At 69.1% G+C, this 11,811-nt stretch carries 6 protein-coding genes; 4 read left to right on the top strand and 2 right to left on the bottom strand.

The genetic code is table 11. From position 1 onward, the window contains the following. The first annotated feature begins 197 nt into the window (after positions 1–197). Positions 198–866 carry an MlaC/ttg2D family ABC transporter substrate-binding protein gene (locus LNV23_RS20785; RefSeq protein WP_263516955.1) on the top strand — a complete coding sequence of 223 codons (669 nt, stop codon included), beginning with the start codon at positions 198–200 and terminating at the stop codon, positions 864–866. 3 nt (positions 867–869) lie between these two features. Here the strand turns inward: LNV23_RS20785 and LNV23_RS20780 are convergent, their stop codons facing one another. Continuing rightward, positions 870–1,463 (bottom strand): NADPH-dependent FMN reductase, encoded by a 594-nt coding sequence (locus LNV23_RS20780; protein ID WP_263564742.1) that lies wholly within the window; start codon positions 1,461–1,463, stop codon positions 870–872. Further along, positions 1,460–2,239, bottom strand: a complete 780-nt coding sequence (locus LNV23_RS20775; protein WP_263564741.1) for an arylamine N-acetyltransferase family protein — start codon at positions 2,237–2,239, stop codon at positions 1,460–1,462. The genes LNV23_RS20780 and LNV23_RS20775 overlap by 4 nt, the downstream gene beginning before the upstream one ends. 154 nt (positions 2,240–2,393) lie before the next feature. On the opposite strand from LNV23_RS20775, the gene recC reads away from it, so the two are divergent. The 3 genes from recC to recD are packed head-to-tail and all read left to right on the top strand — an operon-like array spanning position 2,394 to position 11,796. Further along, positions 2,394–6,035, top strand: coding sequence for an exodeoxyribonuclease V subunit gamma (gene recC / locus LNV23_RS20770; protein WP_263564740.1), 3,642 nt, complete (start codon positions 2,394–2,396; stop codon positions 6,033–6,035). Beyond that, a complete protein-coding gene (recB, locus tag LNV23_RS20765) occupies positions 6,032–9,820 on the top strand; it encodes an exodeoxyribonuclease V subunit beta (RefSeq protein ID WP_263564739.1) in 3,789 nt (1,262 codons plus the stop codon). The genes recC and recB overlap by 4 nt, the downstream gene beginning before the upstream one ends. Beyond that, complete coding sequence (recD, locus tag LNV23_RS20760) at positions 9,817–11,796, top strand: exodeoxyribonuclease V subunit alpha (protein WP_411910608.1); 1,980 nt, start codon at positions 9,817–9,819, stop codon at positions 11,794–11,796. Before recB ends, recD begins: the two co-directional genes overlap by 4 nt. Positions 11,797–11,811: the final 15 nt, after the last annotated feature.

Below are 11,811 nucleotides of genomic sequence, written 5' to 3'. Positions count from 1 at the left end.
CAGCTTCTTGAGGGGGCGCCTCGCGCTGCTCAGGAGCGCGCCGCGCGGCACTGCCGTTGCTGTGCTGTTGTTTTTGGCGCCTTGCTTTCAGAATCGGCTGTCCGCCGAGTCGGCTGGCGCCTGCAAAGGGCAGGGCCGCTGCCGTTTCGGCACCGCCGGGGCCTTTGCCCGGGCGCACCAGAAGGAAACGGTTCGCCATGAAAGACGCATCCCCCTCCACCTCCAGCTTGGCCCGCCGCGGCCGCGCCGCCTTGGCCTCGGGCTTGCTGGCACTGATGGCCATCAACCCGGGCTTGTCTTTGGCCGCTGATGCCAGCGCGCCCGACACCTTGATTCGTCAGCTGTCGCAGGAAACCGTGGAGGCCATCAAGGCAGACAAGGCGATTCAGGCCGGCGACCTGCAGCGCATTGTCCAGCTGGTCGACGAGAAGATCATGCCCCATGTCGATTTCGACAAGACCACGAAAAGCGCTGTGGGCCGACACTGGAATCAGGCCACGCCCGAGCAGCGTGAGCGCTTGAAGACCGAGTTCAAAGGCTTGCTCCTGCGCGTCTATGCCGGCGCGCTCTCGCAGTTCAAGGACCAGACTATCCGCCAGCTGCCGTTGCGCCCGGGCGCGGCCGATGGCGGCCACGTCGAGATCAAGACCCAGATCGTCGGTAAGGGCGAGCCGTTGCAGCTGAATTACAGCCTGGAGAAGTCGGAAGCCGGCATCTGGAAGATCTGGGACTTCAATGTGCTCGGTGCCTCCATGGTGCAGACCTACCGCAACCCCTTTGCGCAGGAAGTCGGCGCCAACGGCATCGATGGCTTGATCAAGATGCTGGCCGAGAAGAACAAGAAGCCGCTGCCGGCCAAGGCCTGAGCTTCAGCGGTGCAGAGGGCGGCTGGCCACAAAGCCGGCCAGCTCGCCCACCAGGCGCCGCAGCCTGCGCTGTGCTGCTTCATCGCTGAGCAGCAGCGCGTCATCAAAATCGCCATCGTCCAGAGTCAGTCGCGTCGGTGCCAGCCAAGCGCGCAGCTCCTGCACGCAGTTGGCCATGCCGCCCAGCGGTGAGCTGTCGGACAGGCTCACCAGGCCCACCGCACAACCTTGAAGATAGGGCCTTGGGTCACTGGCCAGCACTTGCATAAAGTCCAGCGCGTTCTTGAATACGCCAATCATGGCGCCGTGGTAGGCCGGGCAGGTCCAGAGCATGGCGTCGGCGCTGCGGAAGGCCGCGACCAGGCGTTGCAGCGAGGCTTGGTGTTCGCTTGGGTAGTCGGCCAGCGCCCAGTCGGGCCGGTACATGGGCAGCTGCAGCTCGCGCACATCGAGGGTTTCGCATTCCATGCCCAGCTCGGCCGCCATGGCCATGCCGGCGCGCAGGGCGGCCGCAGACCGTGAGGCTTCGCGCAGACTGCCGCCCAGGCCGACGATCTTGCCGCGCGGTTGATGTGTGGATTGTTGCGTGTCGCTCATGCTTGGATTCCGAAATGGTCGAGCAAGGCCTGTTGACAGGCCGCTTCCGAAGGCAAGAGGTGCTCGGTCTTGAGGCCTTCGGCCGAGGTTTGGATCAGACGCAGATCACTGAGGCTGATGCGGCCGCCATCGTCCGTGGCCCGCGAGCAGATGCGCTTGCGCGTGAAGTGCGAGTCGGCTGAAGTCTGGTGGAAGCGGCACATGGGCTCGAAGTCCATCAGAGCATGGGCCTGCAGCGTGAACCGGTACGCGTCGCCCCAAACGGCGCAGGCCTCTTGCTTGACCTGCCGCTGCTGCAGCGTGAAAACGCCGCCCTGCGCTTGAATGCGGTAGTGGTGGCGGCCTTGCAAGCTCGGCGGGGCTTCGGGTTCGAGCGGCAGGGGCTGCAGGAAGCAATCGCCGAAACCCACATCGACCAGGTAGGCGCCGTCTTCCAGATCTACGGCGAGGCAGAGGTGGTCGAACTCGGGTCCATAGTTCCCATCGGCTCCGGCCACCCGGGCGGCCAGCAGGCTGACGCGGTAGCCCAGCTCACGCAGCAGCGCCGCGAACAAGCCGTTCAGCTCATAGCAAAAGCCACCGCGCCGCCGCTCGACGATCTTGCGGAACAGCGCGGCCTCCTCAAGGACGATGGCTTCGCCGCTGTGGATGCTGAGGTTCTCGAACGGGATCTCGTGCAGATGGGCCCATTGCAGGGCGGCCAGGGTGGCGAGATTGGGCTGGCTGCTGCCCCGGTAGGCGAGGCGCTCCAAATAGGCGTCGACGTTGATGCGCATGGGCTGGCATTGTGCGCAAGTGCGGCGCCCTCGCCCAAGGTCATGGCCGCTGGACTAGGCGGACTCTTTTCTTGCGGCCACCCAGTTCTGTGCTTGAATTTGGCCCGGCGCGAGGAACGCCGACCCTCGGCCAGAACAAGACCCCATCCCTTCCATGAGCGCACTCCCATCCACCGACATCACCCCCGGCCTGCTGGTCCTGCACGGCAACCGCGCCGAGCTGCTGGGCGATGCGGTGTTCGAGTGGCTGCGCCGCAGTCCCTTGCGCCCGCTGGAAGAGGAGGTGCTGCTGGTGCAGAGCAATGGCGTGGCCGAGTGGCTGAAGATGCAGCTGGCCAGCCAGCGCGGCATTTGCGCCGCCACTCGGGTGGAGCTTCCCGCCCGCTTCATGTGGCGCAGCTACCGCCAGCTGCTGGGCCGCGAGACGGTGCCGCCGCAGTCGCCGCTGGACAAGCTGCCGCTGACCTGGCGGCTGATGCGCTTGTTGCCCGAACTGATGGAATCAGCGGCAGCTTCCGATCCGCAAGCGGCCGAGGTCTACGCGCCGCTGGCTGATTTTTTGCAGCGCGGTGGCCTGGACCGGCGCCTGCAGCTGGCCCAGCGCCTGGCGGATCTGTACGACCAGTACCAGATCTACCGCAGCGACTGGCTGGACGCTTGGGGCCTCGGCCACGATGTGCTGCCCGCCCAGCTGGCCCCGGCGGGCGAACAGCTGGACCTGCGCCAGGCCCCGCCGCTGGCGCCCGATCAACGCTGGCAGGCCTGGCTCTGGCGTGCCTTGCTGCAGCCGCTCTCGGCGGCCGAGCGGGCCGGCACCCGGCCGGTGCTGCACCAGCGCTTCATGCAGGCCTTGCTGGATGAGCGCCAGCCGCCGCGCGGCCTGCCGCGCCGCCTGGTGCTGTTCGGCATGACCCATGTGCCGCAGCAGACCCTGCAGGCCCTGGCCGCCCTGGCGCGGCATTGCCAGGTCATCCTGGCCCTGCCCAACCCCTGCCGCTACCACTGGGCCGACATCATCGACGGCCGCGAGCTGCTGCGTCAGCAACTGCTTCAGCAGCGCCGCCGCCAGCCCCTGCGCCAGGGCCGCGATCTGGCCGAGCTGCCGCTGGAGGAGATGCATGCCCACGCCCACCCCTTGCTGGCCGCCTGGGGCCGCCAGGGCCGCGATTTTGTGCGGGCGCTCGATGCCTTTGATGACGCGGCGCAGACCCAGGCACGCTTTCCCGCGGCCAAGATCGACCTCTTCGATGAAGGTGCTGCGGAAGGCGAGGGCGGCAGCCTGCTGCAGCAGGTGCAGGCCCGCATCCGTGACCTGGTGCCCCTGGCCGAGCATGCCGGCTATGGCCGCAGCACGCCCGAGCCGGCCGTGCTGCAAGACCGCTCCATGGTCTTCCACATCGCCCACGGTGCCCAGCGCGAGGTCGAGATCCTGCACGACCAGCTCTTGAGCCTGCTGGCCGCGCCGCCACCGCCGGGGTCGGCGAAGCTGCAGCCGCGCGACATCGTCGTCATGCTGCCCGATGTCGAGGGCTTTGCGCCGGCCATCCGCTCGGTCTTCGGCCAGTACGCGCGCAGCGATGCGCGCCACATTCCTTTCGACATTGCCGACTTGAGCGAGCGCGGCAACAACCCGCTGATGGTGGCGCTGGAGTGGCTGCTGCGCTTGCCGCAAGCGCGCTGCACCGCCAGTGAGCTGCGCGATCTGCTCGATGTGCCGGGCCTGGCCCTGCGCTTCGGCCTGGAGCCGGCCGATCTGCCGCGCCTGGCGCAGTGGATCAGCGGCGCCGGCATCCGCTGGGGCCTGAACGCCGAGCAGCGCGCCAGCCTGGGCCTGGCGGCTTGCGGCGAGCAGAACAGCTGGGCCTTCGGCCTGCGCCGCATGCTGCTGGGCTTTGCCAGCGGCCAGGGCGAGGCTTTCCAGGGCATCGAGCCCTACGGCGAGATCGGCGGGTTGGAGGCGCATCTGGCTGGCTCGCTCGCCGATCTGCTCGGCGCCTTGCTGGACTGGCAGGCGCAGAGCGCCAGCCTGGCCACGCCGGCCGAGTGGGCGGCGCGCGGCCGCGCCTTGCTGGAGACTTTCTTCGAAGCCAGCGACGAGCGCGAACGCCTGAGCCTGGCGGCGCTGAACGCCGGCCTCTCGGCCTGGCTGGAGGCCTGCGAGGCGGCTGGTTTTGTGGATCAGCCGGTGGACCTGGCCGTGGCCCGCGAAGCCTGGCTGGACGGGGTGGACGAGCCGGGCCTGAACAAGCGCTTCCGCGCCGGTGGCGTCACCTTCTGCACCTTGATGCCCATGCGGGCCGTGCCCTTCGAGGTGGTCTGCCTGCTGGGCATGAACGATGGCGACTACCCGCGCCGCAGCACCCGCAGCGATTTCGATTTGATGGGCCTGCCCGGCCAGCTGCGCCCGGGCGACCGCTCACGCCGGCTGGACGACCGCCAGCTGCTGCTGGAGGCCTTGCTCTCGGCGCGGCGCCAGCTCTACATCAGCTGGAGCGGCCGCAGCGCGCGCGACAACAGTGAGCAGCCGCCCTCGGTTCTGGTCTCGCAGCTGCGCGACTACCTGGCCGCCGGCTGGGGTCAGGGCTTGCCCGAGGCGCTCAGCACCGAGCACCCACTGCAGCCCTTCAGCCGCCGCTATTTCGAGCAGCCGGCCGATCCGCGCCGCTTGACTCATGCCCGCGAGTGGCGCGATGCGCATCTGCAAGCCCAGCCGGTGACCGGCGAGCCCTTGGGCATGGATGCAGCCGCTGAAGAGGAGCAAGCGCCGCTCAAGCTCGCCACCCTGGTCGCCTTTCTGCGCAATCCGGTGCGCGAGTTCTTCCGCCGCCGGCTCAATGTGCACTTCGAGGATGCGGAAGACGAGGCCGGCGAGGACGCCGAGGCCTTCGCGCTCGATGGCTTGCAAGACCACAGCCTGCTGGCCGGTCTGCTGGATCAGGTGCTCAATGCCCAGGAGCAACGCCTGCAAAGCGGCGCGCCGCCGCTCAATCAGGGCGATCTGGCCGAGCAGATCCGCCTGCAGGCCGCCCGCCTGCAGCGCGCCGGCCGCCTGCCCATGGCCGAGTTGGGCCGGCGTGAGGAACAACGCCTGGCCGAGGAACTCCTGCCCATGCTGGACCGCTGGCTGCGTCTGCAGGCCGACTACCCCGATGCCGCGCCCAAGGCCCCGCTGCGCCTGGGCCCGCTGGATGATTGGCTCGACGGGCTGCAGCAGGCCGGCGAGGGCCTGCTTGCCGAGCGCGTCTGGCTGCAGCTGCTGCCCAGCCGCCTGTGCGGCAAGGCCGCAGCCAAAGGCAAGCCGCCTGCGCTGCGCATGGAGCGCCTGATCGCCCCCTGGGTGCGCATGCTGGCGGCCAGCAGCTGCGGTTTCGACACCGTGCCCGGCGTGCTGGTCGGGCGTGATGCCTGGCTGCAGCTGCAGCCGCTGAGCCGGGAGGAGGCGCAGCCCCTGCTGGCCGATCTGATCGCGCTGTGGCAGCAAGGCATGCAAGAACCGCTGCCGCTGGCGCCAAAGACCGCGCTGGCTTTTCTCGATGCCGAAAAAGGCAAGCCGGCCGAAGTGTTCGAGGGCGGCGGCTTTGCCACGGCGGGGCGCCAGGCCATGCCGGGCGAGGGCGAGGAGATGAGCCTCACTCGCCTCTACCCCAGCTATGCCGCGCTCAGCGCCGACGGCCGTTTTGCCGATCTGGCCCAGCGCCAATTCGGCCCTCTGCGGGCCTGGGCCGAGCAAGGCGTGGTGATGCAGCTGCATGAAGCCGTGCAGGGCGTTGTGTCGAACCTTGAGCCCCAGCCATGAGCGCCATCGTGAACACCCCGGGCATTTCCCTCGACCCCCTGAGCTTCCCGCTCTGGGGCAGCCGCCTGATCGAGGCCAGCGCCGGCACCGGCAAGACCTGGACGATTGCGGCCCTCTATCTGCGCCTGGTGCTGGGCCATGGCGGCGAGGAGGCGGCCTTCGGGCGTCCCTTGCTGCCGGCCGAGATTCTGGTGATGACCTTCACCCGCGCGGCCACGCGCGAGCTGTCCGACCGCATCCGCGCACGCTTGCTGGAAGCGGCGCGGGTGTTCCGCGGCGAGATGGCTGCCCCCGATGGGCTGCTGCAAGCCCTGCTCGAGGCCTACCCCGAAGGCCCCGGCCGCCGCGCTGCCGCCTGGCGCCTGGCCGCCGCGGCCGAGGGCATGGACGAAGCGGCCGTGCACACCATCGACGCCTGGTGCCAGCGCATGCTGCGCGAGCATGCCTTCGACAGCGGCTGCCTGTTCGACGAAGAGCTGGTGGCCAACGAGCGCCTGCTGCTGGACGGCGCCACTCAGGACTACTGGCGCCAACAGGTCTACCCGCTGGCCGGCGAACAGCTCGATGCCGTGTTCGAGGTCTGGCCCGGCGTGGCTGCGCTGGGCGCCGATGCCCAGGCCTTGATGGTTCAGGAGCTGGAACTTGCGAGTGAGGGCGCCGGTTTTGAGCAGGCGCTGCCGGGCTCGCTGGGTGGCCTGATCGAGCAGTTGCAGGCTCGTCGAAGAGAAGCGCTGGCCTTTTTGAAGGACGGATGGGTGGAGCGCGCCGAGGCCATGCAGGGCTGGATCGACACGCAGCTGGCGCCCAAGCAATGCGCCTTCGACAAGCGCAAGCTGGCGACGCGGCATTACACCGCCTGGCTGAAAACCCTGGCCGAATGGGCGCTCGACCCGGAGCAGGAGACGCTGGAGCTCAGCGATTCGGCCCTCAAGCGCTTGCCGCTCAGCGGCATGAAAGAAGCGCTCAAGCCCGATGCTGCCGAGCCCGACTGGCCGCCCGAGTTCGCCGCCTTCGAAGAGTTGCTCGCCGGCCTGGCCGCCTTGCCCTCGGCCAGCGCACCGCTGCGCTTGCATGCGGCCCTGCACATCCGCGATCGCCTGGCCGAGCTCAAGCGCCAGGACGGCAGCTTCGGTTTTGCCGACATGCTGCAGCGCCTGGACGAGGCCCTCGATGAAGGGCGGCATGGCGAGCACGCGCGCCGCCTGCGCGAACGCATGCGGGCGCAGTACCCAGTGGCCTTGATCGATGAGTTCCAGGACACCTCGCCGCTGCAGACCCGCATCTTCGACCGGCTCTACCGCATCGCCGACAACGCGCGCGACAGCACGCTCTTGCTGATCGGCGACCCCAAGCAATCGATCTACGGTTTCCGTGGCGCCGATATTTACAGTTATCTGAATGTGCGCCGCCAGACCGAGGGGCGCCACTACCTGCTGGGCACCAACCACCGTTCGACCCAGGCCCTGGTTCAGGCGGTCAACACCGTGTTCGCCCGCGCCGAGGCCTTTGACGCCGGCGCCTTCTTGCTGGGCAGTGCGGGGCAGGCCAGCCCCTTGCCCTTCCAGCCCGTGGCGGCGCGCGGCCGGGGCGAGGCGTTCGTCTGCAGCAGCGGTGCCGTGCCGGCGCTGCAGCTGTGGCTGGACCTGGATTTGCAAGACGGCCGCGCCAGCCAGCAGCGCTTTGGTGAAGTCTCCGCCGAGACCATCGTCGGCCTGCTCAACGATGAGAAAGCCGGTTTCTTGAATGAAACCCAGGGCAGCTTCCAGCGCCTGCGCCCGGCCGACATCGCCGTGCTGGTGCGCAATGCCCGCGAGGCCTCGGCCGTGCGTGAGGCCATGCGGCGCCGTGGCCTGGCCTCGGTCTACCTGTCGGACAAGGATTCGGTCTTCGCCAGCGATGAGGCCCGCGACCTGCTGGCCTGGCTGCGCGCCGTGGCTTCCCCGCTCGATGCCCGCCTGGTGCGCGCCGCCCTGGCCAGCCCGACCTTGGGGCTGAGCCTGGTTGAGCTGGCCGAACTGGCCCGCGACGACGAAGCCTTTGATCTGCGCAGCGAGCAGCTCAAGGCCTTGCACAGCGTCTGGCAGCAGCAAGGGGTGCTCAGCATGTTGCGCCAGACCCTGCACCGCTTGCGGCTGCCCAGCCGCTGGCTGGCCGCAGGCCTGACGTTGCAGGTCAGCGGTGAGCGCCGCTTGACCAATGTGCTGCACCTGGCCGAGCTCTTGCAGTCGGCCAGCAGCCAACTGGACGGCGAGCAGGCCCTGATCCGCTGGCTGGCGGCCCAGATCGCCGAGCCCGGCAGCACCGGCGGCGAGGAGCAGATCGTGCGCCTGGAGAGCGATGCCGATCTGGTCAAGGTGGTGACGGTGCACAAATCCAAGGGCCTGGAGTACCCACTGGTCTTCCTGCCCTTTGCCGCCAGCTTCCGCGCCGTGGACAAGCGCCGCGCGCGCTACGTCAAGCTGGAGCAGCAGCTGCATCTGGAGCCCGATGCCGAGCAGATCGCCGCCGCCGATCTGGAGCGCCAGCGCGAGGACCTGCGCCTCTTTTACGTGGCCCTGACCCGCGCGCGCCATGCCCTGTGGCTGGGCGTTTCGGCCCTGAAGGTGGGGCAGAGCGAAGACTGCCAGGTGCATCGCAGTGCCTTGGGCTATGTGCTCGGCGGCGGTGTGCCGCAGACGCCGGAGGAGTTTTGGGCCTCGGCCGAGGATCTGGCCGCAGGCGACCCGGCGGGCATTCATTTGAACCGCCTGATCTACCGCCCGGACTGGCCCTGCAGCGCCCTGCAAGCGCGCGAGTCGGCGCCGCCGCTGCGCGAAGCCGAGGTGTATGAGGCCCAGTTCGAGCGCCGCTGGACGGTCAGCAGCTTCTCGGCCCTGGTGCGCGCGCTGGGTAGCGCCAAGGCGCCGGCCCTGGATGCCGGCCGCCTGATCAGCGACGCCGCCGCGCGCGACGACGAAGACCGTCTGGCTGACCCCGAGGCCGCGGCCCTGGCGGCGCTGGCGCCCGCTGAAACCCAAGCTTCAAGCAGTGTCAGCCTGCTGCCCGCCTGGCACCGCTTTCCCCGCGGCGCTTTCGCCGGTAATTTCTTGCACGATCAGCTGGAATGGCTGGCCGGCGAGGGCTTTGCCCTGGCCGAATCTCTGTCCCTGCAAGCCCAGCTGCGGGCACGCTGCGATCGCCAGGGCTGGGGCAACTGGTCAGACGAGGTCTTGAGCTGGCTGAGCCGCCTGCTGCAAACACCGCTTCCGCCGCTGAGCGAGGGCGCTTCGCTGGCGCGCCTGGACGCGCTGCTGCCGGAAATGGAGTTCTGGTTCCCCAGCAGCGGGCTGAGTTCACAGTCCATCGACGCGCTCTGCCGCCAGCATCTGCTCGGCGGCCGGCCGCGCCCGGCCCTGCCCGAGCGCGCGCTGCAGGGTTTGATGATGGGCTTTGCCGACTTGGTGTTCGAGCAGGGCGGGCGCTTCTGGGTGCTGGACTACAAGTCCAATGCCCTGGGCGAGCGCGATGCCGATTACGACCACGAGGCCCTCGAGGCCGCCATGGCCGAACACCGCTATGACGTGCAGGCCGCCCTCTACCTGCTGGCCCTGCATCGCCTGTTGCGCCAGCGCCTGGGTGAGCATTACGAGCCGGCCCAGCACCTGGGCGGCGCGCTCTACCTCTTCATGCGCGGCATGGACGGCCCCGAGGCCGGCTGCCTGTGGGTGCGGCCACCGCTGGCGCTGTTGGAGGGGCTGGAGGCATTGATCGACACGCAAGACGAAGAAGAGCAAGAAGAGGCATGAACATGGACCCGATCACGCCTTCCGCGCTGCAGCAGGAATTGAAAACCTGGGTGCAGAAGCAGTGGCTGCGCCGCCTGGATGCGGCCCTGACCGGCTTCATGCACGAACTGGATCCGCAGGCCGATGCGGCCGTCTTGCTGGCCGTGGCCTTGCTCAGCCATCTGGAAGGGCGCGGCCATGCCTGCTTGCCCCTGGCGCAGCTCTGCGAGGATGCGCCCGATCTGCTGGGCTGGGGCGCCGAGCCGGCGCAGCGGCTGGCGGAGCTGGACCTCCCGAAAACCTCGGTCGAGTGGACGCAGCATTTGGCGGCCAGCCCCCTGGTCTGGCAGCCCGGCGCGCCCGACAGCCACAGCCCGCTGGTGCTGCAAGGCCAGCGCCTCTATCTGCGCCGCTACTGGCAGTACGAGCAGCGTGTGGCCAGCCAGGTGTTGGCGCGCGTATCGGCGACCGAGCGGCTCGACACAGCGGCGCTGCGCGCCTGGCTGGGGCGTTTGTTCCCCTCACCGGCCGCGGGCCTGGACTGGCAGCAGCTGGCCTGTGCCGTGGCCTTGCGCAGCCGCCTGGCCGTCATCACCGGCGGCCCGGGCACGGGCAAGACCTACACGGCCGCGCGCCTGCTCGCACTGCTGTTCGCCGTCCACCCGCAGCGCCAGACCTTGCGCGTGGCCCTGGCTGCGCCCACGGGCAAGGCGGCAGCGCGGCTCAAGCAGTCCATCGAATCGGCCCTGCAGGGCCTGGCCGAGGCGCTGGCGCCGGACTTCGATCTGCGCGAGCTGGCCTCTCACATCGGGCCCGCGCGCACCCTGCATGCCTTGCTCGGCGCAAGGCCCGACACGCGCGCTTTCCGCGCCGATGCGGCCCATCCGCTGGAGCTGGACGTGTTGATCGTGGACGAGGCGTCCATGGTTCATCTGGAGATGATGGCGGCCTTGCTGGAGGCCCTGCCGCCCGGTGCGCGCTTGATCCTCTTGGGCGACAAGGACCAGCTCGCCTCGGTGGAGGCCGGCGCGGTGCTGGGGGATCTCTGCCGCGAGGCCGAGCGTGGCGGCTACAGCGCGGCCACCGCGGCTTTTGCGCAGGCGGCGACGGGTCAAGTCTTGCCGGCCGACTACTTGCAGGCCGAGCGGCCTCAAGCCCTGGCCCAGGCCACGGTGATGCTGCGCGAAAGCCGGCGTTTTGGTGGGCCGATCGGCCAGCTGGCCCTGGCGGTCAACCGCGGCGATGTGGCGGCGGCTCAAGGCTTGATGGCGCAGGCAGAAGATCAGGCCTTGCTGCAGCTGCCCTCGCCCGAGCCGGCTGATGTCTTGCGCCTGGCCCTGCAGGGCCGGCCCGGTGCGCCGGGCGGTTATGCCTCGTATTTGCAAGCCTTGCGCCAGCGCCCGCCGGCGGAAGCGGGCCTGTTGGCCTTTGAGGACTGGGCGCGTCGGGTATTGGGCGAGTTCGAGCGCTTTCGCCTGCTCTGCGCCGTGCGGGCCGGCGTCTGGGGCACCGAGGGGATTAATCTGGCGGTGGAGCGGGCCCTGGCCGAGGCGGGCCTGCTCAGCCGGCGCGGCGAGTGGTACGAGGGTCGGCCCCTCATGGTCACGCGCAACGACCCCAGCGTCGGTGTGTTCAACGGCGACATCGGCATCGCGCTCAAGCCGCACAAGCTGCTCGATGCCCAGGGCCTGATCCCTTTGCGCGCCTACTTCCTCGACGGCCCGCAGCTGCGCTCGGTCGGCGTGAGCCGGCTCAACGATGTGGAGACGGCGTTTGCGATGACGGTGCACAAATCCCAGGGCTCGGAGTTCGAGCACACGGTGCTGGTGCTGCCCGAGCAGGGCGGCAGCCACTTGAGCCGCGAGCTGGTCTACACCGGCATCACCCGCGCCCGCAAGTTCTTCACCCTGGTCAGCCCTCAGGCCCAGACCTTCCACCAGGCCTTGCGCCAGCGCACCCGGCGGGCCAGTGGCTTGCTGGACTTGCTGGCTGTTTGAGTCTTCCACATCGAT

Origin of the sequence: Kinneretia sp. DJ1R-11 (assembly GCF_025717595.1) — a bacterium.
GTDB lineage: Bacteria > Pseudomonadota > Gammaproteobacteria > Burkholderiales > Burkholderiaceae_C > Paucibacter_A.
Note: the sequence above shows the minus strand (reverse complement) of the source record. Positions and strands in the feature narration are given on the sequence as shown.

What these genes read in the sequence shown, in the direction of transcription:
- LNV23_RS20785 (WP_263516955.1), top strand. Translation starts at nt 198, where the DNA reads ATGAAAGACGCATCCCCCTCCACCTCCAGCTTGGCCCGCCGCGGCCGC.
- recC (WP_263564740.1), top strand. Translation starts at nt 2,394, where the DNA reads ATGAGCGCACTCCCATCCACCGACATCACCCCCGGCCTGCTGGTCCTG.
- recB (WP_263564739.1), top strand. Translation starts at nt 6,032, where the DNA reads ATGAGCGCCATCGTGAACACCCCGGGCATTTCCCTCGACCCCCTGAGC.
- recD (WP_411910608.1), top strand. Translation starts at nt 9,817, where the DNA reads ATGAACATGGACCCGATCACGCCTTCCGCGCTGCAGCAGGAATTGAAA.
- LNV23_RS20775 (WP_263564741.1), bottom strand. Translation starts at nt 2,239, where the DNA reads ATGCGCATCAACGTCGACGCCTATTTGGAGCGCCTCGCCTACCGGGGC.
- LNV23_RS20780 (WP_263564742.1), bottom strand. Translation starts at nt 1,463, where the DNA reads ATGAGCGACACGCAACAATCCACACATCAACCGCGCGGCAAGATCGTC.